The following is a 24386-nucleotide window of genomic DNA, read 5'->3' as shown; positions in this document are numbered from 1 at the left end:
ACAACGATAGTACGATATGACAGCAATGAAAGATAGGCGATATGGGCCGAAATCGGTTGTGGCCGCTTTTGTCGGTTGCGTATTGGCACTTGCCGGTTGTGCCGGGGAAGAAGATGTCCCGGCATTCGAGCCTGAGCGGAGCGATGTGTCGGAAGTGCCGGTGGTGATTTCTTTCGGCACGACCTGGCAGCAGGACGATGTGACCCGTGTGCCGCCGCCCGGGCAAGAGACGACGGTCGAGGTGGACGGCTGGGACGAGACGTCGGCCGACAAGGTGCGGCTGGTGGTGTTCCGCCGCAAGGATATGGACGACCAGTTGCAGGGTGGTGTGAACGATGCCCCGTTTACCTACGACCCCACCAACGACTATACGCTGGACTGTACCCGCGACGAAGATACGAAAACCATTACCGCGCAGGGTTCTATCTGCAAAATCTACGGTTATGAATACCGGGTGGTGGGTATCGCCTACGACAGCAAGCGGGCAAACGCCGTTCGGAGCGGCAACACGTTTGTCGATGGCGAGCAAAATCTTTTCACGCTCAATGTCGAGGACGGCACGACTTTCGACGATTTCAAGGCTACGGTCAAAACCGGCGACATCTGGTCGTATATTTACGATATGGATGTGAATATCATCGAAGATGTAACGACCACAAATTTCGATGAATGCTTGACCCGGAAAATGGCTTTTGTTCCCGAATTTTTCTACGGCTATTGCACCACGGCTTCGGGCAACGAGATTATCAAGTTTGCCGAGCAAAAGGCCGACGGCAGCTACGACAAGGCGGTGGCGTTGACCGGCATTCTCTACCGGGGTGTGGCCAAAGTGCAGGTGGAGCTGGAACTTGAATCCTATGAATATCATGCGATAAGTAGGGATATATATCATGCCGCCTTGCTGGCGACCAATGTTAATACGGTGACGGGGCTTTCGTCGTACGACGATTTTTTGACCCCCTCGTCCCCGGTACCCGATTATGTCGTTGACGGGCTTCTCGGTTATACAGGTTCATACACGGTAATCGACTATCGGGATGCCGAGAATGGCAAGGTGACGTTTACGGCATTTGTCTTGCCGGCCAAAATGAAACTGGGCGTCCGTTTTTTAACTCGTAAAGAGGTGGCATTTACGACTCATTTCGGGTTGTTCAACGGCGAAATCCATGTGGCCGACAAAACCTATAACGACGGAGAGGGAGCCACCGGGGTGATTTCGCCCGATGCCCACAACAACGAGTTTTACTTCCGCCGCAACCACAAATATGTGTTGCGGGGAACGTCGAGCAGCATATTGAGTCATCAACTCGATTAATAGCGACAATACATGACAATGAAAAAATATCTCATATACGCAGTATTAGGGGCGGCAATCTGGTTGCCGGGACAAGTGTCGGCGCAGGATTCGGGGTATCCGTTGGACCCGGAACGTCCCGTTTGGCAAGAGCAAGACTCGAACCAGCCTAACTATTTGGAAAATCGCCGAGCTCTCGTGGGCCGCGGTTGCAGTGTGAACAAACTGGTGAATGTGGTGGGCGTAGGCTCGTGGGTAGACCAGCTCGAAAACCTCACCGACGAGGATTTGAACAACTATGCCTCGTTCCCCAAAGTGGTGGGCGCGGGTGTGACGGCCAACCCGGTGACGAGTGTGCGCGACATGAACAACTATTACAAGGATATGCCGGCGGGCTTCTGCGTGGTGGCCTCGTCGGGTAGCAGCGTGCTGTCGCTTGATGTCATCAAAGCCATGTCGATTATGTTCTTGCGCGATGGCGAAGAGGTCGACACCCAACCGGTGGAAGAGGGTCTCTCGACAAGCGGAATAGGCTTGTCGCTGATTTCCATACCGGGTACCGACGATGCCAATATCTACCTCACGGCCCGCACCGAAGAGATTTTCGACGAGGTGTGCCTTGTCGATGCCGGCGGTGTGAACCTTGCGGTGGGTAGTGCCGTGCTGGTGAAATATGCTTTTGTGGGCAGCGTGAAAGAGACTCTGCTCACGACCAACGGTGTGGCCGGTATGGGCGAGGGCTATTACCTCGAAACGGCCAAAGGCTGGAACCCGGTGCTTCTGGGTATTCCTTTCCCGCTGGACCAAAATAATATAAACAACCTTATCGACGACGATTTGGTGAATAACTCGGCGGTGCTGACCCCGATAATCGCAGCCGGCTATCAGGGCGGTGTGAAATTGTGCGTGGGCAACCATAACAGCGACGAGGAGGTGTTCAAAGCCGGGTCGGAGATAGGTTTCAGTTGGAAAAACGGTGCGGCATTGGACCTCGATGTGGGAGTGTGGATACGCATTCTGCTGTTCGACCGTAACGGCAACGTGGTACAGGAAGAGACCGTCTCGGGCGATGTCGTGGGCTTGGGCGTGGCCTCGGGCGGAAACGGTACATCGTCGATTGTGGCCAATGTCGATTACTCGGGTGCCGAGATACGTTTCCACACGGTGCTCTCGGTGAGCCTCGGCGCGATGGGCGTTTATTACGGTTTTGTGCGCGAAGCCCCCGAGGTGAAGCATCATTGCGACATTAACCCCACGTTCGATACCAATTTGTGCACGGCGCAGACGTCGATACAGTTGGAGTCGAACCCGAGCCTGTCGGTGACGTGGTCGCTCGAAAGCGCCCCCGAAGGTTCGGCCGTGACGGTGACCGACGGCGGTTATGTGGCCAACATGGACATCGATGGCGACTATACGTTCAGAGCTACATCGGCCTGCGAAAATCATTGTTTCGAACTGGTGACTATCAACAAGGGCGAGAACATCGGGTCGGAAGTCGATAATATATGCGGAGAGCCGCTGGTCAACCTGGATGCGGCACTCGAAGGTAAATACGCCCTCAGCGACGACCTCTATGGCACCAGCGGGTCGCTCATCTCGTTCACCGACATGGAAGGAGAAGAGTGCATTCTCGACAACAATTACAACAACTGTGCCACCTATGTGCCCGTGGCCTCGATTGCCGAGAACCTGATGATTACGGGCGTGAAGACGACCGACGGGTCGCTCATCTACGATGCGGAAACCGAGCCGTATCCCGCCAAACTGGGATTCATGATGGAACTGGAATCGGAAGGCTTGGACGTGAGTGCGTTGCAGTTCTTCCTGATACGGGGCTACCACAAAGGGAAGAAAGTGTTTGAGAAAGTAATCACCGAAACCGATGTCGTGTCGGTGGGTCTGGCGGGTACCAACCGTCAGCAGAAAATGCGCTTCTGCGTGGAGGTGGACCCCTCGGAAACCGACGGTGACGGGAATCCCTTGAAAGTCGATGAAATCATGCTTTGGAAAGCCGGTGTCTTGAACATCACCCTCTCCAAGTTCAATATATTCTATCCTTTCAAAGAGGTGCTCGACCCCGAAAACAGCGAGTGCGGCGGGCCTTTTGGTTGCGGTGTGGAGATTATCTCGGCCGAAGATGACGGCTCGGGAGCGACGATTTCTACCGGCGACCAGGGAAGTGCGGTAACGGTGGCCGGCGTGAACGACAACCTCAGCTACTTTATCGACGGAGACCTCGAAACGGCAATGATGGTAGCCAACACGGTGACGGTGGGTGGCGGTACGGTATTCTCGGTGAAGCCGGGCTATACCCTCGATTTCCATCACCAACTGTGCATCGTGGTCGACAACAATACCTATCTGGCCGGTGTGGATGCCGGTAAGTGGCTCACGGCGAGAACCTATTATCAGGGGAATCCCACGGGCGACGAGTTTACCAACTGGAATGTGTTGGGTGTGAATGTGATAGGTTATGGCGACAAGAGCATATTGATTTTACAACCGAAAGCCCGTTATGACGAGGTGCAGATAGAGGTGGCCAGTGTTGCCGGTGTGTTGAGTTTCCAACGCTTCTACGGCATGTTCCTGCGCGGCGACGTGGACGGTGACGGAACGCCCGACTGCGAAGACCCGTCGAGCTGTTTCACCGAGATTGGCGACCTCACCGTGAGCCAGATATGCCAGGGCGATGTCATGGAGATTTCGGGGAAAGGCCTTGCCGGTATGGATTATTACATCTCGATGCCCGAGCAGGAAATCTTCGAGAAAGTTCCGGTCGATTTGGAAGGCTATTTCTCGGTGTCCTACACGTTGAACACCGTGGGCCGTTACAACATGATATTCTACGATGGCAGCATGAACATCGTCGATACCTCGCCCTATACCGTGCACCCCACCTATACAGAGTGGAAAACGACCCCGGTAAATACCGATTGGAACGAATGGACCAACTGGACGGCAGGATCGCCCTATTGCTGTACCGACGTGGTAATCAACAGCAACGCCTCGAAATATCCTTTGCTCCCGGCCGAGCCCGAGGCTGTCGACAAGTATTGCTGCAACAGCATCTATTTCAAGTCGAACGCAGCGGTCGATCGCACGACGAGCCTCAATTACAGCAAGGCTTGGGTGGAGATGGACTTGAAACCCAACCGCTACTACCTGCTCTCGGCTCCGTTGAAGAGCATGTATGCCGGCGATATGTTTATCCCGGCGACAGAAACATCGATCGGTTATTTCGAGTCGCTCACAGAGACCAATATGCCCCAAAACCGCATCAACCCGCGCATCTATCAGCGCCTGTGGTCGCGCTCGGCTCCGGCTAAGCTTTTCAACGGCACGGACACCGAGGTGGGTATCGACCCCGACGGGCTTGACCTTGGCAATGCCGAAATCAACAAGGCCGAATGGTCGAAAAATTTCAATGCGTTGAAATATGGCTATCCGATGGGCAACGGCTTCTCGCTGTGGGTCGACAACGGCAACCTCCCGGCCGACAGAACGTTCACGTTCCGTTTCCCCAAAGAGCATACCACCTATAATTATTATAGCGACTACGACGGCAGCATGTTGTCGTTGACCGAGACGCTCGAAAGAACCGGGTCGGGACGCTTCATATACGAATCGGAAACGCCCGAGAATCCCTCGTCGTCGTTCGAGTATGAAGGCGAGACACGGCATGTATACACCAATGTGCTGCCGCTCACCGTGTCGCTCACGGCCGAAAATGCGACATCGATTTTCCTCGTGGGTAACCCCTTTATGAGCCGGATTGACATTGCTGCTTTCATGGCGGGCAACGACGGTGTGAAATCGGTGAGAATATACGACGGGAATACCGTCGCTACCATCAACAGCGATTTGCAGGCAACCGTTGCCGGGCTGACCAAGATAGAGCCGTTGCAGGCTTTCTTCGTGGAATTTGACTCGGAGGCCGCTGCAAGAGACATAGAATTTACCGACGACATGCTTACCGGCGAGACGGTAACCACCCTGTCGGAATCGCCCGCATTGAGAATTATGGCCGACAACGGTCTCGACAAAGCCTTCATGTTGCTGACCTATGGTGCCGGCGGCGAATCGGAAGCGCTCATCGATGCCGAGGTGAAACCTTCGCTCGGAGTGTATGCCGTCTCGGGAAATATCGTTTATGACATTTTGCCGGTCTCTGGCGCCGAGACACCGCTCGCCTTGTGTGCGGCAGCATCCGATACGCTCACCTTGCGGTTCGAGGCTGAGAACGGATTCGACACGTCGAGCTATGTGTTGCGCGACAACAATACGGGGGCGGTTTATAGTCTGGACGAAGAGATTGCTCTCGAAGCCGGAGAGTCGAGTGTGGGCCGGTATTCGCTGGTCGATTTGGCTCTTGCCGTGGAGGAGAAAACCGAAGGCGAAGTATTTGTCACGGCCAAAGACAACCGGGCTGTCGTGAAGAGTACGCGCGAGGAAATCGTGAGAGTGGCAATCTATGGCATAGATGGCCGCATGGATAGTGCCGTGCACATGTTGCCCACGTTGGAGACCGAGGTGGATTTGCAACGCGACTTGCAAATCGTTTCGGTGACACTTGCCAACGGTTCGGTACACAATTTCAAGATTGTGGCCTATTGACCCGTGGCGACAGTCTGTCCCGGGCACAGTCCCCGGTGAAAAAGGAGATAGGGTTAAGTTTAGTTTATAGTTGATAAGGTGTATGAAAGAGCCCCTGCCGTTTCCTCCTGGGACGGCAGGGGCTCTTTTGTGTCGGGGGGGGTAATCTCTCACCCTTGCAGTTCTCCTGCAAGGCGGTATTTTGTTGGCGGGGTGTAAAAGCGGTTAAATTTTCTTGGCTTTCCAGTTGGTCATTTTGAAGAAGAGAGCCGAAAGCATCAGTTTGAATCCCCAGTAGATATACTCGACGGTCCAGCAGAGCGAGATGTCTACGCGGTTGCGTACGATAATCACATAGATGGCCAGGGTGTAGAAGACGATGGTTACCATCTCGATGAGGAAGGCGGTGCGGGTGTCGCCCGTGCCCGATACCGATTGAAACAGCAGGTTACCCGGCAGGGCCAGCATGTAGTAGATGGTCATCACGTAGATCGAGGCCGTACAGCTTTCTATGAGGATGCTGTCGTTGGTATAGATGCGCAGAATCCACTCGGGGAAGATGCACAGCAAGACGATGAGGGGTACCACAATGGCGTAGCACATCTTGATGATGCGCTTGACGATAGGTATCACATCGTCGGTACGGTGAGCGCCCATGGCGTTGCTCACGAGGGTGCAGGCGGTCGCGCCGAAGGCATTGACAGGCATGAACAGCAGGGTAGAGGTGCTGCGTATGATGTTCGAGATGGCCAGCGGCTGTTCGCCCAGATGCTCTACGGCTACGAAGAAGAGGAACCATGTGGCGATGGTGAGGAAGTAGAGAATCATGCTCCATACCGACACGTTGAGTATCTCGCGGATGAGTGCGAAGTTTTCGAAGCGTACGCGCGAAAGCTGGTATTTCTCCCGGTCGATGCAGAAGAGGGTATAGAGGAAGAAATGCAGCGCTGCAGAGGCTTCGGCCAGGACCGAACCCAGGGCGGCACCGGCGATGCCCATCTGGGGAGCCCCGAAGTTACCGAACACAAAGATGTAGTTGAACACGACGTTGGCCACGGTCATGATGATGGCGTTGACCATGAGCACGCGGGTGCGGGTGATGGCCACGAAGAAGGCGCGGAACATGACCCCTATCGAGGTGAATATCAGCCCGAAGATTCGGTACTCCATGTAATCTTCGCCGGCCTTGCATACGGCGGGCGATGAGATGAGCAGGTCGAGCAGTCGCGGTGTCCACACCAGCGAGGCCCCCACGAGCAGTATCGAGAAGAAGACCAGAAAGAGGGTGCCCTGTCCCATGATGGGGCCCAGTGCCTGATATTTCCCCTCGCCGTTGCGTCGGGCCATGAGTATCTGGGCCCCGGTGCTGAAGCCGAAGGTGACCATGTAGAAGGCCAGATAGAAGACTCCGGCCAGAGCCGAGGCCCCCAGTTCGACTTGGCCCACGCGGCCCATGAAGGCGGTGTCGGTGATGTTGATGAGGTTTTGAACAAATAGACTGACTAAGATGGGGAGTGCGATGCTCCAGATATCTTTGCGGCTGTACATACGATAAGGCAGGTCGTTAGGTTGGGTATTGGTCGGGTTATATAGCGAAAATGCCCACTCGACGAATCGGGCAGGCATTCGCAAGCAGGTTATTCGGTTATATCAGTTTGTTGGTAGCGGTGTCGGGGAATACGACGGCCGGTGTAAACTCGCGAGCCTCTTCGGGAGTCATCAGGGCATAGGCCATGATGATGACGATGTCGCCGGGTTGTACCTTGCGGGCGGCGGCTCCGTTGAGGCATACGACGCCCGAACCCCGTTCGCCCTTGATGACGTAGGTCTCGAATCGTTCGCCGTTGTTGTTGTTGACGATAGAGACCTTTTCGTTGGCAATGATGTTTGCCGCGTCCATCAAATCCTCGTCGATCGTGATGCTACCGATGTAATTCAAATCGGCTTGAGTAACGGTTACTCTGTGAATTTTTGATTTTACAACCTCTATAAGCATGGTTCTGATGTGTTATTTTTCGGGACGTCGATAAGCGATGTTGTCGATCAGTCTCACCTCTCCGTTGTATACGGTAATGCAACCCACGATATAGTCCGAGTCGTTCCAGTCGGCAACGGGTTGCAACGTGTTTCCGTCGACGATTTCGTAGTATTCTACGCGCATCTCGGGGATAGCGTTGAGGGTGGCGACCACTTCATCGATAGTCTCTTTCACCGAATGATCGGCTGCAAAGGTACGACTTTTAAATAAAGTCTCGGCTATTTTGGGGGCATTTCTTCGCTGCGACTCGGTGAGCCGGGTGTTGCGGCTGCTCAGAGCCAGGCCGTCGGCCTCGCGCACGATGGGCACGGCCACGATGTTGAAGGTGTATCCCAACTGGGCAGCCATGGCTCGGATGACGGCAATCTGCTGGAAGTCTTTTTCTCCGAAATAGGCATTGTCGGGGCGCACGATGTCAAAAAGTTTGCTCACGATTTGGGCCACGCCGTTGAAGTGTCCCGGACGATATTTACCCTCCATCACCTCGGCCACGGGGCCCAGGTTGAATACACGGGTATCTTCGGTCGGGTACATCTCCTCGACCGAGGGGGCGAAGGCATAGGTGCAGCCTACCGACTCGAGCAGCTGACAATCCTTGTCGAGCGTGCGGGGGTAGAGCCGCAAATCGTTTTTATCGTTGAATTGGGTAGGGTTGACAAATATACTCACCACCGTCACGTCGTTGTTGGCGACGCTGGTCTTTACCAGTTGCAAATGTCCGTTGTGCAAGGCGCCCATTGTCGGTACAAGTCCTATCGTTTTACCGGCATTCCTGTCCGAATCGAGCTGTTGGCGCAATTCGGCGATTGTTGTGAATACTTTCATAATTGAACTTTGGTTAAAAAATCGTGCAAAAGAAGCAAATAAAACCCAATTGACGAAATCAAAGAGAGCTTTTTTATGGATTGTGGCCTTAAATATTTTGGGTTGAGGGGAAAATATGAGAAGTCTGACGATTTTTTGTTGTTAATACTTCTAATATTTCGTGGTTCCCGCCGTTTTTTTTATTATCTTTGCAAAACTAATCGAGTTTAAAGAGGTAGAATGAAAGAAGCCAAAGTTCTATTTATTGCCCAGGAGATCACTCCTTATTTGCCGGAATCGGAGATTGCCCATGTATGTCGCCATTTGCCGCAAGGTATTCAGGATAGAGGGCACGAGATTCGTACGTTTATGCCTAAGTACGGGTCTATTAACGAGCGTCGTAATCAGTTGCACGAGGTCATTCGGTTGTCGGGTATGAACTTGATCATCGACGACACCGATCACCCCCTTATCATCAAGGTAGCTTCTATTCAATCGGCTCGTATGCAGGTCTATTTTATCGACAACGACGACTATTTTCAGCGTAGTGCCGACGGGGTGGCCGAAGAGGCCATGCGCCCCGATAACGACGAGCGCAGCATCTTCTTTGTGCGTGGTGTGATGGAGACGGTGAAGAAGTTGCGGTGGACCCCCGACATTATCCACTGTCACGGTTGGATTACGGCCTTGGCTCCGTTGTACATCAAGAAGAGTTATGCCGAGGATCCCTCGTTCCGTGATGCCAAGGTGATTTACTCGTTGTACGACAATGATTTTAAAGTTCCGTTCGATCCTCGATTTGCCGAAAAATTGAAACTCGAGGGTATTCAGGATAGCGATCTCCCCTTCGCCGTAGGCGATTCGGTAGACCCGGTTATGCTCAACAAGCTGGCCGTGCAGTATTGCGATGGTGTCATTCAGGCCAGCCAGCACATCGACTCTCAAGTTACCGATTACGTTCAGCAACTGAATATCCCCTTCTTGGGATATCAGGACCCCGAAAATTATATTGATGCCTATAACGACTTTTACAGTAAAATTGTAGGGAACGAATAACGTCAGTTACTAAATAGAAATGAAAGTTTTTAAATTTTTGCCGGTTGCTCTTGTCTTTGCTTTAGGCATCGGCATCTCTTCCTGTGGCGACGAAAACAGCATGATAGGCTCGTCGATAGTCGATACGGATCTCGAAATCGTGGTGGATTCCTCTTTCCAAAAGATGGTAACAGCCGAGTCTATTCCCAACGATAGTGTGGTGGGGCGCACGATAACCCAGTTGATCGGGCGCATTTCGATACCCGGATACGGAAAGTTGGAGACCGATTTCCTCACGCAGTTTATGTCGGCCTCTACTTTCGATACGGTAGGTGTCGATCGTCTCGACTCGCTGGTTCTTTACTTGAGCTACAACACCGAGTCGTTTACAGGCGATTCGCTGGCGCCCATGCAGTTGAGTGTCTATCCGCTCGAGAAACAGCTCAAATCGCCGGTATACAGCAGTGTCGATCCGGCCGAATATTACAATGCACAGAGCGCTCCCATCGCTTTGAAGAGTTACAACGCTTCGTTCCTGGGCTTGCCCGATTCGCTGGTCGAGTTGGGTTACAAGACCATACGGGTGAAGTTGCCCGATGCCATGGCCGAGCAGCTCTTCGAGAAGTACAAAACCGATCCGCTCGTATTCTCTTCGCCCAGCCGGTTTACCCAATATTTCCCCGGTTTCTATGTGAAGACCTCGTACGGCAGCGGTTGCGTAGTGAATGTGCAAAACTCGGTGATGAACCTGCACTACACCAAAACCACGGTCATTAACGATAAAGACTCTACCTACGCTTCGACCCAGACCCTTATGGCTGTAACGCCCGAAATTAGCACAGGCAACCATATCCGGTTAGAGATAGACCCTACATTGCAGAGCAATATAGATGCCGGTCGGGTCTATTTGCAGGCTCCGGCGGGCTTGAACGTACTGTTGCATTTCCCCACACGCGAGATTGTCCGCTCGTTCGAAGAGTCGGTAGGGGCTGGCGGTTCTACCATACAGGGCCTCATCAACTCGCTCATCTTGGAAGTCCCGTTGAAAGAGTTGCCCAAGAGCAATTACAAACTCGAGCCGCCGCAATTCCTGCTCTTCGTGCGGAAGAGCGAGCTTCAGAGCTTCTTCGAGAAGAAAGAGCTGGCCGACAATGTACGCTCGTTCTATGCCGAATACAACAGCGATACCCGCAAGTATAGCTTTACCGGGCTGCGTACCTTCCTGAACGATGTTATCGAGAAGAAGCGCCAGGGTACCGAAATTACCGATGCCGACGAGGAGATTGTGCTCGTACCCGTATCGGTATACAGCGAGACCGTATCGTCGGGTAGCAGCTATTACTACTACTCGTACAACGAGCAAGAGGTGGTGACCGACATAGTTCCCTACATCTCGGCTCCGGCTCTGGCCGAAATCGACATGGACCATATCCGATTGCAGTTGACTTACAGCCGGCAGAAAACCAAATAGCCGGTCGATGATATACGCACAACAGGAGGCGGGGCGATGCAGTTCGTTCCGCCTCTTTGTTTTCAGCAAGGGGTATTGGCTGTGTAAGTAGCGTAGAGTAAGCCGATTAGCTCTCTTCGATGAGAGGGTGGACCAGCCGATTCGGAAACCGTCGGGCGAGTCGGGCGAAAAAAATATGTGGTTGCAGCGAAAAAAATAGGCCAAAGAGTTTGTCGGTATTCTCAAAAGTATTACCTTTGCACCGCAATCGCCACAATAGCTCAGTCGGTAGAGCATTTCATTCGTAACGAAAAGGTCCCGGGTTCGAGTCCCGGTCGTGGCTCAGCAAAGAGGTTCAAGAAACTTGAACCTCTTTTTTATGCCTCTTACCCTTCAGGTCCGGCCGGGTCGATTGGCCGGGAATCGCTTGCGAGATTCGGGTAAAGGCAGTTCGCCGGGCTTGCCGCCCCTCTGTGGCTTTATCGGTCAGGCCGCTTTACGGTTATCTACCGATACTCGGTCAAATCTCTTTTTACACATCCGGTACCTCTTTCTCTTCGCTTTTAGTTATAGGCCGAGTTTTTTTCAACAAAGATCAGTCGAGTCGCCTATATTTCATCTATCTTTACAGAACAATAAGTGCTATGGATATTTCGCATATACGACTTCTTAATCAACAATTGGCGAGTTCGCAGTTTTCCTCCGTCCCCGATTTGGTTTCGTGGATGGGTATGGTGCAGGCTCAAGAGTGTAGGATGATGCGCTGGGCAGTAGGTATGCGGCTGAAGAAGCCTTCGATGAAGGCCTTCCGGGAAGCGTATGATGCGGGCAGCATTGTACGGTAGCATCTGTTTCGGTGTACCTGGCAACTGGTAGCGGCCAAGGACTATCGGTGGATGCTCTCGTTGTGTACCGATAAGAACCGGGCTACTATTCGGGGATATTTGTTGTATTGCGGACGAAGGATTGAAGAGTGGGAGTATGAACGTGCCAATGACCTTATTCGCCGGTCGCTCGAGGGGAAGGGGTCGGTGCCGAAGGATGCACTCTTGCAAAGCCTCGAGGAGCAGGGCCTGGTCGATAATGCCCACGTGATGTCAATCTATCTGCGTAGAGCCGAGGCCGACGGTATTATTTGCAACGGCTTGTTGGACGATAGGCAGAATACCTATGCGCTGGTCGATGACCGAATACCTCAAGCCCCGGACATGTTGCGGGAAGAGGCTCTCGCTTTGTTGGCCCGGAAGTATTTCCTGAGTCACGCCCCGGCCACTCTCGAGGATTTTGTGTGGTGGTCGAATTTGAACGTGGGCGAGTGTCGGGCAGCCATCGAGTCGATCCGCAGCGAGTTGATTACCGAGCCGGATGCCCGTAGGGCTGATGCTCCCTTTGTGTGGAAATACAACGCAGAACGAACGATTTCGTTATCAACTCGCGGCATCGCAACCTCTGAAAAAGCAACTGTGGCAGCAGACAGTACAGCAGAAAATTGCCAATCAGGCGGCCGTTCTGGAGTCGAGAGGCATTGTAGCAAAAAATATGCGAGCCTGGGTAGGCGAGGTACGCAGTGGCGATGCCGACAATATGGAGGCTCGCGCAGCAGCCTACTATTGGTCGGTTCTCTTTCCCGAACTTGGGTATTTCCGTCGTGATCGCGAAGGTGACCCACCCAACAATCTGCTTAACTATGGCTATGCCATAGTGCGAGCGGTGGTGGCGCGTGCATTGGTTGTTAGTGGCTTGTTGCCAACATGGGGTATCCATCATCACAATCGTTACAATGCCTATTGCCTGGCCGATGATATAATGGAACCCTATCGTCCTTATGTCGACCGTGAGGTATGCAACATCCTGACGAGTGGCCTTGATTATGCCATACTGACAACCGAGTTGAAGGCCAAACTCTTGTCTCTACCTACCGTAGAGGTAAGTGTACAAGGGCGTCGTAGCCCTTTGATGGTGGCCGTAGCCCAAACTACGGCATCGCTCTATAAATGTTTTAGTGGAGAACTGCGTAAAATTGTTTATCCTGAGATGTGATGAATCTCGACCGTTTTAGCGAATATCGCATTATGTGGGTCTTGGTGTTTTTCGATTTGCCGACAGAGACGAAGCGTGAGCGCAAGTTTTATGCCGAATTTCGTAAAAAACTTTTACAAGATGGCTTCACAATGTTCCAATTTTCTATTTATGTGCGCCATTGTCCCAGTCGAGAGAATGCCGAGGTGCATATTCGTCGGGTAAAACTTTCGTTGCCTCCGTTAGGGAAAGTGGGAATTTTGTGCATCACCGATAAACAATTCGGGATGATGGAGATATTTTACCAGGCCAAGGAGACAAAGTCGCAAGTGCCTCCTCAACAACTCGAACTTTTTTAGAAAGCAAAAAGCCGGTAGCTAAGCCGGCTTTTTAACAAAATACAGCTTCAGTTTTTTAATTCTGATTGTTGTTTTAATTGTTTGACTTATAAGGTACTATGCAGATTGTGCTGTATTTAATAAGTCAAAGATACAAATTTGAAAGCGAATCACAACAAAAACATACCAACAAATAAAGACGTTGAAGCTGTATTTAATAAGTCAAAGATACAAATTTGAAAGCGAATCACAACCCCACAGTTCTGCATCAGTCAAAAGCTTTGGCTGTATTTAATAAGTCAAAGATACAAATTTGAAAGCGAATCACAACTTGGCCGTCTGTTGGGTCGAAAGTCATTAAGCTGTATTTAATAAGTCAAAGATACAAATTTGAAAGCGAATCACAACTAAAGAAGCTGTGAAACTAAACATGCTAAGGCTGTATTTAATAAGTCAAAGATACAAATTTGAAAGCGAATCACAACTTGGCGTCAACAATTCCATTTTGTTTGCATGCTGTATTTAATAAGTCAAAGATAGAGCAAGGAGAGCGCAAAACAAACAAGTTTACTTGTGTTTTTTGCCGAGCCGCAGCCTATCTTCTTGAAAGATACAAATTTGAAAGCGAATCACAACGGTGCCCCGTCGGTGATTGGTTCGTTGTTGCTGTATTTAATAAGTCAAAGATACAAATTTGAAAGCGAATCACAACACATTCATGTCACTGCCTACAAGATTGTACGGCTGTATTTAATAAGTCAAAGATAGAGCAAGGAGAGCGCAAAACAAACAAGTTTATCTCTGTTTTTTGCTGAGCCGCATTCTTATCCTTTCCCTTTGCACTTTGGTGTGTTGGGAGTGGGGTAACCTTAGCCTCTATACTTGTTTGACCGATGTCGATAGCGGTGGCTTGACGATGATGCGGGGATTGATGCGCAGCAGGTGGTCGATGAAGGCCTGTTGTTGCCGGGGCGAGAGGATGAGTGTTTGGCGTTTGTCCAGACGCAGGCAGATGCGGTTCAACGAGGTGGCCGGGGCGCTCTCCAAACTGGTGGTGCGGGCGATTTCGGTGATGCGGTCGATGTCGAATTGTCGTTTATCGAAGAGTCCGCTTTGTACCCGCAGAGTTTTGTGGTCGATGGTGTACCGGGTATTGACCAGGGTATCGACGATAAGGGCGGTGAGGATGACCAGCAGGGCGAGCCCTATCCACACCGACAGGTATATCATGAGGGCATAGACGGGTAGCAGGACGAGGGCGATAACGGTGACCAGCCCCCGGCTGATGCCTGAGCGATAGATGGTTGTCATAGGAGACCTCGAGGGTTAGAGGATGCCGCCACCGAAGATGAGCCGCAGCAGGCCTACGATGATGGAGACGATGCAGAGGGTCTTGCCGGTGTCGGACTTGAGGATGGCACAGATAATGAGGAAGATGATGGACACGGGTATGGTGATCCAGTTGAGTATCCCCAGCAGGGGGATGAAGGCGACCAGAGTGATGAGCAGGGCTATGATGCCTAAGAATGTTCCCATTGTAAAAGTTGGTTTTTAAGGTGTAACAAATCGAGGGGTGCATGGGTTGACCCTTGTGGGGTCAATCCATGCGGCTCTTGTAGTCGTTGTAGTCGTATTCGCGCCACATCTCTACGGTGCCGTCGCTCCTGAGGCAGGCGATAGAGGGGTGGGGTATGCCGTTGAACATGGTGGTTTTGACGGTGGTGTAGTGTATCATGTCTTCGAAGATGATGCGCTCGCCCACGGTGAGCTCGTGGTCGAAGTACCAGTCGCCCATGTAGTCGCCGCTCAGGCACGAGTTGCCGCCCATGCGGTAGGCGTGCAGGCCGGGGGCCGGAGTGGTGACGGCGCCGCGGATGGCGGGTTGGTAGGGCATCTCGAGACAGTCGGGCATGTGGCAGGCAAAGGATACGTCGAGTATGGCGGTGCGTATGCCGTGGTTCTCGACGATGTCGACCACGGTCGATACCAGCGGGCCCGTCTGCCAGCCGAATGCGCTGCCGGGCTCGAGTATGATCTCGAGGTTGGGGTGGCGTTGCTTGAAGTCGCGCAGGAGTCGTACCAGGTGGTCGGTGTCGTAGCCCTGGCGGGTCATCAGGTGGCCGCCGCCCATGTTGAGCCATTTGACTTGCGGCAGCAGGTGGCCGAATCGCTCTTCGACCCGCACGAGGGTCTTCTCGAGGTCGTAGGAGGTCGACTCGCACAGCGTGTGGAAGTGCAGCCCCTCGACGCCTTGCGGCAGGTGCGCCAGCTTGTCGGCCGTGATGCCCAGCCGCGAACCGGGGGCACAGGGGTTGTAGAGGTCGGTCTCGACCTCGGAGTATTCGGGGTTGATGCGCAGTCCGCACGACACGCGGTTGCCGTCGGCCACGACCTGGGGGTAGAAGTGCTCGAATTGGCTCAGCGAGTTGAAGGTGATGTGGCTGCTGTACCGCAGGATGGCGGGGAAATCGCGCTCGGTGTAGGCTGGCGAATAGGTGTGGGCGGGGCTGCCCATCTCTTCGAAGGCGAGCCGGGCCTCGTGTATGGAGCTGGCGGTGGAGCAGGGGATGTATTCCCGGATGATGGGGAACGACTTCCACAGGGCGTAGGCCTTGAATGCCAGTATGATGTTGACCCCGGCGGCCTCCTTGACCGAGCGGATGAGTTGCAGGTTGCGGCGCAGGCGTGCCTCCTCGAGCACGTAGCAGGGCGATGGTATTTGCGATAGCATGTCGTTGTGCATGGCGGGTATCGGTTTGAGTGGTTTATGGTTTTATAAAATGGTGAATTTGGCAAATTTGAGCAGCAGTTGTTTGCGGCCTACGTTGTCAAACTCGACGGTAATCTTGCTGTTGTCGCCCGTGCCTTCGATGGCCGACACGGTGCCGTTGCCGAACCGGGCGTGGCAGATGCGGCTGCCTACAGCAACGGTGCCGGCTGCCGTCGTGGTAGAGGCTTGCGATGCCGACGGGGTTGTTCCCGAGGGTCGTGACTCGATGCGGGTGAGCCGCTTGGCCGGGGCCGGAGCCGTGAAGGGGCGGGGTGCCGGGGTGCGGTTGTCTTCGTTGTCGTCGCGGCGGAAGGGTTTGCGTCCCCATTCGCCATCGAACGAGCTGCGCCACGGGGCTTTCTCCTCGCGAGGCTCTTCGAGCCGCTCCTGGGCAGGCAGGTCGACATATCGGGGGTCGAGCTCCTTGATGAATCGGCTGGGGGGCGACGATACCGTCTGGCCGTTGCGGTAGCGGGTGAGGGCGTAGGTGAGGGTGCAGTTCTCTTCGGCCCGGGTGATGGCCACGTAGAGCAACCGGCGCTCCTCCTCGATTTCGCGCTCGCTACCCTGACACATGGACGAGGGGAAGAGGTTCTCTTCGACCCCTACGATGAATACCTGCTTGAACTCCAGTCCCTTCGAGGCGTGTACGGTCATCAGCGTCACCTTGTCCTGCTCGGCTTCGTCGCCGTTGTCCTGGTCGGAAGCCAGCGATATTTCGGCCAGGAAGTCCGAGAGGGTGGTCTCCGTTTCGCCCGCCTCCTGCCGCAGGGTGCAGAATTCCATGACACCGTTCAGCAGCTCTTCGATATTCTCCTGCCGGCTGATGTTTTCGGGGGTACGTTCGGCGGTGATGTCGCGCAGAATGCCCGATTGCTGGACGATGGTCTCGGCCAGCTCGGCCGTGTTCTGGCGGGTGGCCGCCTGGCGGAAGCTCTCGATGAGATCTTTGAAGCCCTTCAGTTTGTTCAGCGTTCCGTTGTTGACCTCGAGGTGGTGGTTCAGCGGGTCGGAAATCACGCTCCACAGGCTGTCGCCGCTCTCGTGTGCCCGGTCTATGAGCTTGGCCAACGTAGTGTTGCCGATGCCTCGGGCGGGGTAGTTGATGACCCGCTTGAGGGCCTCCTCGTCGTCGGGGTTGATGGTGAGGCGGAAGTAGGCGATGGCATCCTTGATCTCCTTGCGCTGGTAGAACGAGGTGCCCCCGTAGATACGGTAGGGGATGTTGCGCTTGCGCAGCGCCTCCTCCAGCGTACGCGACTGGGCATTGGTGCGGTAGAGTATGGCAAAGTCGTTGTAGTGGCAGTGGGTGGTGAGGCGCAGTTCGGCGATGCGGTTCGAGACGATGAACCCCTCCTCGAAATCGGAGTAGGCACTGATTACCTTCACCTTGTTGCCCACCTCCTTTTGCGAGAATACCTGCTTGGGTATCTGCTCCTTGTTCTTGGCAATGAGGCTGTTGGCCGTGTTCACGATGTTCTGGGTAGAGCGGTAGTTGCGTTCGAGCTTGAATATCTTCAGGCCCGGGTACTCCTTGCTCAGCCCCAGAATGTTGTGGATGTTGGCCCCCCGGAAGGAGTAGATGCTCTGGGCATCGTCGCCCACCACGCAGATGCGGTTGTGCCCTTTGCTCAACTGACTCACGATGAGGTGCTGGGCAAAGTTGGTATCCTGGTACTCGTCGACCAGAATATAGGCGAAGAGGTCGCGGTAGTGCTGCAGCACGTCGGGATGGTCGCGGAACAGAATATTGGTGTTGAGCAGCAGGTCGTCGAAGTCCATCGCCCCCGATACAAAGCAGCGGTGGCGGTAGATACGGTAAATCTCGCAGATGAGCGGCCGCTTCGAGCGGGTATCCATCTCGATGAGTTCGCGGTTCTTGGCATAGACTTGCGGCTCGATAAGGGCATTTTTGGCATTCGAGATAATCGATTGCACGGTCGACGGTTTATAGACCTTGTCGTCGAGCTGCATTTCGCGGATAATGCTCTTGATGAGCGAGAGCGAATCGGCGGCATCGTATACGGTGAAGTCGTGGCGATAGCCCAGCCGGTCGGCATTGGCCCGCAGGATGCGCGAGAAGATCGAGTGGAACGTGCCGGCCCACAACCGCGAGGCCGTGCCCATACCCACCACCGAAGCGATGCGCTCTTTCATCTCGTTGGCCGCCTTGTTGGTAAAGGTGAGCGCCAGCAGACGATAGGGGGGATACCCCATCTGCAGGAGGTGAGCTATTTTGTAGGTAAGCACCCGAGTCTTTCCCGACCCGGCACCGGCAATCACCAGTTCGGGTCCCTCGGTATAGAGTACGGCTTCGCGTTGCTGCTCGTTGAGTTCGTTCAAAAAATCTTCTTCCACTTGTCCCTTGTTATAAATGCAAATGCAAAGATACAAATTTGGGAGCGAATCGCAATCATTACGGAGCGGTCGTCGCAGTCTCTTTGTCAAGTTATAAAGATGTGCATGGCGGTGGATAGAAATATACTTTTCAAATGAAGATTGTGCCTGGTAGAAGTCATACCGCACTCCGATGCGGTATCCAGTTTTTTACAAGCTGAACTATCGTTCCAAAATATTATTCTGCTTTCACCCGTTGGCGGAATTAAATTAGCGCATATTTAACTCTACCAATGGGTCTCTCATTTTTATAGTTAATATATTGCAGGATTGTAAGTGCGCTAATCTTCCCGACAATCCGGGCAAACAATCCGTCTGTATCTTTCGCATAATTCCTTATAATCATAAACTGGTCACACAATTGCGAGAATAGAGTCTCGATTCTTTTTCTCGCTTTGGCAAAAGCTGGAAATGTAGGTTTCCATTCTTTCTGGTTAGTTCTGTATGGTACTTCCAGTCTGATATTGGCAGTTTCAAACAGATCCAATTGTACCTGAGCACTTATATATCCTCTGTCCCCTATGACAGTACAATTACTATAGTCCACTTTTACATCCTTCAGGTAATGAATGTCATGTACACTTGCCTTTGTGAGGTCAAAGGAATGGATGACTCCACTTAATCCACAGACTGCATGGAGTTTATATCCGTAATAATACACTCTTTGTGATGCACAGTATCCGATTGACGGTGCTTTCTCAAAATTCTTCTTTCCCATACAACAACGCCTGAAACGGGAAAAACGACATACTTCTATCGGTTTAGAGTCAATGCAGAAACAATCTTCTCCTCCATCAATTTCCGCTGCCATTCTTTCCCGGATTGTATTGCATAGGGAGGAAGTGATTTTACGTCTGTCATTGTATTGTCTGCGTGATATAAGATTGGGAATTTCAATCTTATATTCCTGTAGCTTTGCAAACAACAATGGCTTACTGTCAATACCAACAGTTTCTGATGTCATATTCAATGCCATTATTTCAAGGTCTGAGAATCCAGGGACTACTCCTTTTCTAGGCACATTCCCTGATTCATTGACAAAATTTCCAGCTACTTGCTTGCATATGTTCAGAAATTTTGCGAATATTGCATATAGTTTGTGTGTATGATATTTGCCCATTAAAAGTATACATAACTTTTTATACATAAATCTTTTATCAATTTAATTCCACTAACGGTATGAAAACAGGAAATTTATTCAAAATTCTTTTATTAATAATCTTTGCAACGACATTTGTCGCATGTGAAAGCGAGGAAAAAGATGGAGATTGGGAAGCGATGAAATGGGAAACCAATGTATCAAATATCAATAAAAACAAGATAGAAGTACCCAATGAGGGTGGCGTTTATGTCATTAAATGTACGAATTATAAAAGTTTTTGGATTAATGCGTTGTCTGAAAACGGTGAGTCTCTTCCAATAGATAATGAAGATGAAAAAATAGAAAGAGAGTGGTACTCTATAAAAATAAATGATGGAAACACCATGACTGTTTCGATTCTATCGAATAGTAGTGATGACAATAGAACTTTGAAAATAGGAATTCAAGCAGAAAATGCTTTTGATTCATTTTTGTTTGAGCAAAATAAGAACTAAGATAACTTTTGTATTCCTAGGAATAGCTATAATATTTTAACATGATAAAATTTAAGAGGGAGGACCACACGATTCTCCCTCTTAAATTTTACTATTCAAAGAATAGCAGATATTCCATCTTTCTTCTCAACTTAATGCGCGAAATACTCAATCTTTATGGTGCTGTAAAGAAATATTGAATAAATTAAGCAAAATACATTACCTTTGTTATCGTCTTAAACAATAAGCTAAAACTGAAGTGGAATATTGGAAACGAATTGCATAGAAAAATAGAAGATACCGCCTATATTGTTATCCTAATTGAGTTAATAATCAATAAAAGCGTTAAATCTTCACCCTTTAGAATGTACAATTAAAGACAACGACCATATTTCTGACTTATTACCTATAAAATATTGAGTAATAATCGGTTGTAAATACAACATATTGTAATGAATTGAAGGAAGTACATGTTCAAGCTAGTATACCCCCGATAATTGATGCTGAGACATTTAGCGACTATAATAAAACACTGTATGTGCCAATTAACTGCAGTGATGCTTATCGGGTTTCCGAGTATTGGAAGAACTTTGAATATATTGTAGAGTCTGCTGATGAAAGTGCCATTGAAGCGATTGTTAATGAAAAACATCGCATCTATGTTGTTGGTCATACTCTGCATGTGGAGAATAGAGAAGATATTTATCGGGTGTATAATCTTATAGGGCAGATCGTTTATACGGGGAGTGATCGGGTTGTACGGTTGTCCGATTCTGGCGTCTATGTGATTTGTACAAAAGAGTCTTCGTTTAAAGTCGTTGTGAGATAAGTGTTTACTTATCCTTGTCATACACAAGAAAGACTGTCTTAAAATGAACTGCATCCCAAAAGTTAGATACGAAACTTTTGGGGTGCAGTTCAAAATGATTGTCTTTTGTCTATGAAATGTTGGGATGAGATATTAGAGAGAAAATAGGCCCCTTGGGCTCCGCATGGGACTGCGGGGTGACGAGGCGTATCATATCGCGCTGCAATGTGGTATCCAAATTCTTAGATAACAAGAGTAACATTTTTTATTTCAAAACCCGTTTAAGCCACTTCAGTTTGTTGCCGTAGGGCGGGAACCGGAATTCGGAGTAGAGCCGCTGGTTCGAGGTGACTACGCCGCGCTGGTGGCTGAAGGTCTCGAAACTGGTGCGGCCATGATAGGCCCCCATGCCGCTGTTGCCGATGCCACCGAAGGGAAGCTGGCTGTTGACAATCTGCATGATGGTGTCGTTGATGCAGGCGCCGCCCGACGAGGTGTGCTGTATCATGTAGCGGGCCCGTTTGCGGCTGCGGGTAAAGTAGTAGAGGGCCAGCGGTTTCTCGCGCAGGTTGATGTGCTCGACACAGTCGTCGATGTCGTCGAACGGAATTACGGGGAGTATGGGTCCGAAAATTTCGTCGGTGAGCAGGGTCGATTGCGGGTCGATGTCGGTAAGCAGCGTAGGGGCTATGTAGCGGTCGGTAGGGTCGCAGGTGCCGCCGCAGAGGGGAGTACCGTGCGAGAGCAGAGCCGCCAGTCGCTCGAAATGCCGCGCGTTGACAATGCGCGGATAGTCGGGGTTGTGCTGCGGGTCCTGGCCAAATTGCCGCACGATTTCCCGGCGCATCAGCTCGATGAGATGCGACTCTACCCGGCTGTGTACCAGTAGATAATCGGGCGCTACGCAAGTCTGTCCGCAGTTCAGGAATTTGCCCCACACGATACGGCGGGCAGCCGTGGGCAGGTGGGCATCGTCGTCGACAATACAGGGGCTCTTGCCACCCAGCTCGAGCGTGACCGGCGTGAGGTATCGGGCAGCCGCCTGCATGATGTGGCGGCCATACTCCACGCCGCCGGTGTAGAAGATGTAGTCGAACCGCTCCTGCAGCAGCTCCTCGGTCGTCTCGCGCCGGTCATCGGCTACGGCGATGTACTCCTCTTCGAAACATTCGCCAATGAGTTCTTGCAGGGCCCGAGCCGTGTGGGGCGCTTCGCCCGAGGGCTTGATGATGGCACAGTTGCCGGCCGCGATGGCACCCACCAGAGGCGACAGCGCCAGTTGCAGCGGGTAGTTCCACGGGGCAACGATGAGCACACACCCGTAAGGCTCGTAATGAATGCGGCTGTGAGAGCCGAAGAGGAAGAGAGGCGTGGGGCGCCGGCGGTCGCGAGCCCAACTCTGCAGGTTGTTTTTGACGATGCGTATCTCGTGCAGCAGGATACCGATTTCGGTTACATAACTTTCGAAAGGCGACTTGCCCAAGTCGGCCCGCAAAGCCTCGGCCAGTTGTTTTTCCCGGTCGGCAATTCCTTCGGCCAGGCGGTCGAGGGCACACAAACGGTAGGGGATTTCGCGGGTAATATGTTCGTTGAAGAATGCTTTTTGCAAATTGACCAAGTGATGATAGTCGTGCGTTGTCATATCGTCGTCGTTTGTAATTGGGTGATAAAGATAACAATTCGCCGGCAGATACAGTTTAAAATTATTCTAAATTCTTGTTTGAGCCGTTATGAAAGCATTATAGAGAATTTACATGGCAAAGAAATCGAACTTTTGAAAAGACCATAAGTAGGGTGAAAATATAATAAAAAGAGGGCGCCGGTTATGGTCAGAATCGAGAATGTATTACTTTTTATCACCTTTGACAAACGGGTTTTGTCGTTGGACGATTTGTTGTTTTTGTTGAGAGAGAATAGAGAGTAGTTTAACTTATATAAGTAATATGGCAACAATAAAAGTAAAATTCCGCCCCTCTTCCATCCCTTCGAAAGAGGGCGTGTTGTATTATCAGATCATTCATAATCGAGTAACGCGACAGATTCGTACAAGATTCAAGTTGCATCCCGATGAGTGGAATGAAGAAGATATGGCATTTGATTTTTCTAACAGTAGGAATAATAATCGGCAACATTATCTGATTTCGTTGAAAGAAAAGGTGAGTGCCGATTTAGCCCGGCTGGAGGATATTGTCGACACCTTTGATCAATCGGGGGTGGTTTATACTGCAGACCAGATTGTCCAAGCTTTTTCTACCCCGATAGAAAATAGGGAGTTTTTGGAATTTACAAGGAGGCTTATCGAGCAATTAAACCAAATCGGGAAGAGACGTACGGCCGAGACGTACGCTACAACTCTGAATAGTTTTGTACGATTTAGAGACGGGCAGGAGATTGGTATCGACCAGATAGACTCAAACGTAATGGTCGCGTATGAAATCTATTTGAAGGCTTCCGGTCTTTGCCCGAATACCACCTCTTTTTATATGCGTAATCTCCGAGCCATATACAACAGAGCCGTAGAGCAGGGATTTACAATGCAGAGGTATCCGTTTAGGCATGTATATACAGGCATTGACAAAACGGTGAAACGAGCAGTGCCGTTGAAGATAATTCGCCAGATACGAGATTTGGATTTACGGATGAATCCGTCGTTGGATTATGCTCGCGACATATTTATGTTTTCGTTTTATACCCGAGGAATGTCGTTTGTAGATATGGCCTTTTTGAGAAAGAAGGATATACAGAATGGAATATTGTCGTATCGTCGGCAAAAAACAAACCAGCGGCTTTTTATCAAATGGGAGAAACCTATGCAAGAGATTATAGAAAAATATGATACATTGGACTCCCCTTATTTATTGCCTATCATTCGCAGTGTATATATAGATGAGCGAAAACAGTATAGGAATGCCGCACATCTGGTGAATAACAAATTGAAGCAGTTGGGCCGGCAGATAGGTTTGTCCATACCCTTGACCAGCTATGTGGCTCGCCACGCATGGGCCAGTATTGCACGAAGTAAAAATATTTCCATATCGGTTATCAGTGAGGCTATGGGGCACGACTCAGAGAGCACGACTCGTATTTATTTGGCTTCGTTAGATACCTCTGTTGTAGATAAGGCAAACAATATAATTCTTAAATCTCTATAAAAAAAAACTTGTGAAAAAGGTACTCGTTATTTGAAAGTTCTGTCTGAGTATCAGTAATATTATAAAAACCAGAGATTGTATAGGTAAAAGGGGACGTGTTAAATAGAAAAAAC

At 51.0% G+C, this 24386-nt stretch carries 17 protein-coding genes, 1 tRNA gene, 2 pseudogenes and 1 CRISPR repeat array; of the genes and pseudogenes, 11 read left to right on the top strand and 9 right to left on the bottom strand.

Annotation, left to right across the window (positions count from 1 at the left end; all coding sequences use genetic code 11):
- Positions 1-16 precede the first annotated feature (16 nt).
- Positions 17-1315 (top strand): hypothetical protein, encoded by a 1299-nt coding sequence (locus tag NW211_RS10155; RefSeq protein WP_258327753.1) that lies wholly within the window; start codon positions 17-19, stop codon positions 1313-1315.
- 156 nt (positions 1316-1471) lie between these two features.
- Entirely contained in the window at positions 1472-5908 is a 4437-nt protein-coding gene (locus NW211_RS10150; RefSeq protein WP_258327752.1) for a hypothetical protein, read from the top strand.
- Positions 5909-6112: 204 nt separating this feature from the next.
- Here NW211_RS10150 and NW211_RS10145 read toward each other — a convergent pair whose 3' ends face one another.
- The 3 genes from NW211_RS10145 to panC are packed head-to-tail and all read right to left on the bottom strand — an operon-like array spanning position 6113 to position 8750.
- Positions 6113-7513: an MATE family efflux transporter gene (locus NW211_RS10145; RefSeq protein WP_258327751.1), complete on the bottom strand. Its 1401-nt coding sequence runs from the start codon at positions 7511-7513 to the stop codon at positions 6113-6115.
- Between the two features lie 19 nt (positions 7514-7532).
- Positions 7533-7883, bottom strand: coding sequence for an aspartate 1-decarboxylase (gene panD, locus NW211_RS10140; protein ID WP_025279494.1), 351 nt, complete (start codon positions 7881-7883; stop codon positions 7533-7535).
- A gap of 12 nt (positions 7884-7895) precedes the next feature.
- Entirely contained in the window at positions 7896-8750 is an 855-nt protein-coding gene (gene panC, locus NW211_RS10135) for a pantoate--beta-alanine ligase (RefSeq protein WP_087409615.1), read from the bottom strand.
- Positions 8751-8969: 219 nt separating this feature from the next.
- On the opposite strand from panC, the gene NW211_RS10130 reads away from it, so the two are divergent.
- From NW211_RS10130 to cas2, 6 genes and pseudogenes are all read left to right on the top strand, one after another.
- Positions 8970-9785, top strand: coding sequence for a glycogen/starch synthase (locus tag NW211_RS10130; RefSeq protein WP_087409614.1), 816 nt, complete (start codon positions 8970-8972; stop codon positions 9783-9785).
- Between the two features lie 19 nt (positions 9786-9804).
- Complete coding sequence (locus NW211_RS10125) at positions 9805-11235, top strand: DUF4270 domain-containing protein (protein ID WP_258327750.1); 1431 nt, start codon at positions 9805-9807, stop codon at positions 11233-11235.
- Positions 11236-11484: 249 nt separating this feature from the next.
- Positions 11485-11557: transfer RNA gene (locus tag NW211_RS10120), tRNA-Thr, on the top strand.
- 553 nt (positions 11558-12110) lie between these two features.
- Positions 12111-12524, top strand: a pseudogene (locus NW211_RS10115) (DNA glycosylase AlkZ-like family protein); the annotation flags it as partial.
- Positions 12525-12579: 55 nt separating this feature from the next.
- Positions 12580-13254, top strand: a pseudogene (gene cas1 / locus NW211_RS10110) (type II CRISPR-associated endonuclease Cas1); the annotation flags it as partial.
- Positions 13254-13592: a CRISPR-associated endonuclease Cas2 gene (gene cas2 / locus NW211_RS10105; protein ID WP_258327798.1), complete on the top strand. Its 339-nt coding sequence runs from the start codon at positions 13254-13256 to the stop codon at positions 13590-13592. The pseudogene cas1 and the gene cas2, both read left to right, overlap by 1 nt.
- 109 nt (positions 13593-13701) lie before the next feature.
- Positions 13702-14056: direct repeats of the CRISPR family, unit length 47 nt; unit sequence GCTGTATTTAATAAGTCAAAGATACAAATTTGAAAGCGAATCACAAC.
- 391 nt (positions 14057-14447) lie between these two features.
- Here the strand turns inward: cas2 and NW211_RS10100 are convergent.
- From NW211_RS10100 to NW211_RS10080, 5 genes are all read right to left on the bottom strand, one after another.
- Entirely contained in the window at positions 14448-14882 is a 435-nt protein-coding gene (locus NW211_RS10100; RefSeq protein WP_258327749.1) for a PH domain-containing protein, read from the bottom strand.
- A 15-nt stretch (positions 14883-14897) separates the two neighbouring features.
- Positions 14898-15107: a hypothetical protein gene (locus tag NW211_RS10095; protein WP_087409709.1), complete on the bottom strand. Its 210-nt coding sequence runs from the start codon at positions 15105-15107 to the stop codon at positions 14898-14900.
- A 61-nt stretch (positions 15108-15168) separates the two neighbouring features.
- On the bottom strand, positions 15169-16314 hold the full coding sequence (gene nspC, locus NW211_RS10090; RefSeq protein ID WP_375379585.1) for a carboxynorspermidine decarboxylase: 1146 nt from the start codon (positions 16312-16314) through the stop codon (positions 15169-15171).
- A 30-nt stretch (positions 16315-16344) separates the two neighbouring features.
- On the bottom strand, positions 16345-18699 hold the full coding sequence (locus NW211_RS10085; RefSeq protein ID WP_258327748.1) for an ATP-dependent helicase: 2355 nt from the start codon (positions 18697-18699) through the stop codon (positions 16345-16347).
- 244 nt (positions 18700-18943) lie between these two features.
- Complete coding sequence (locus NW211_RS10080) at positions 18944-19885, bottom strand: IS982 family transposase (RefSeq protein WP_258327747.1); 942 nt, start codon at positions 19883-19885, stop codon at positions 18944-18946.
- A 32-nt stretch (positions 19886-19917) separates the two neighbouring features.
- Between NW211_RS10080 and NW211_RS10075 the strand changes: the two genes are divergently transcribed.
- Entirely contained in the window at positions 19918-20334 is a 417-nt protein-coding gene (locus NW211_RS10075) for a hypothetical protein (protein ID WP_087423062.1), read from the top strand.
- 436 nt (positions 20335-20770) lie between these two features.
- Entirely contained in the window at positions 20771-21142 is a 372-nt protein-coding gene (locus tag NW211_RS10070; RefSeq protein ID WP_143240980.1) for a hypothetical protein, read from the top strand.
- A 244-nt stretch (positions 21143-21386) separates the two neighbouring features.
- Here the strand turns inward: NW211_RS10070 and NW211_RS10065 are convergent, their stop codons facing one another.
- On the bottom strand, positions 21387-22763 hold the full coding sequence (locus NW211_RS10065; RefSeq protein WP_258327746.1) for an aldehyde dehydrogenase: 1377 nt from the start codon (positions 22761-22763) through the stop codon (positions 21387-21389).
- Between the two features lie 301 nt (positions 22764-23064).
- On the opposite strand from NW211_RS10065, the gene NW211_RS10060 reads away from it, so the two are divergent.
- The gene (locus NW211_RS10060; RefSeq protein WP_258327745.1) at positions 23065-24273 is read left to right on the top strand and encodes a site-specific integrase; all 1209 of its coding nucleotides are present in this window, start codon (positions 23065-23067) and stop codon (positions 24271-24273) included.
- Positions 24274-24386: the final 113 nt, after the last annotated feature.

It is taken from the genome of Barnesiella sp. ET7 (assembly GCF_024733785.1).
GTDB classification, from domain to species: domain Bacteria; phylum Bacteroidota; class Bacteroidia; order Bacteroidales; family Barnesiellaceae; genus Barnesiella; species Barnesiella merdigallinarum.
The sequence above is the reverse complement of the archived record's forward strand: the minus strand, read 5'-3'. Positions and strand labels throughout refer to the sequence as shown.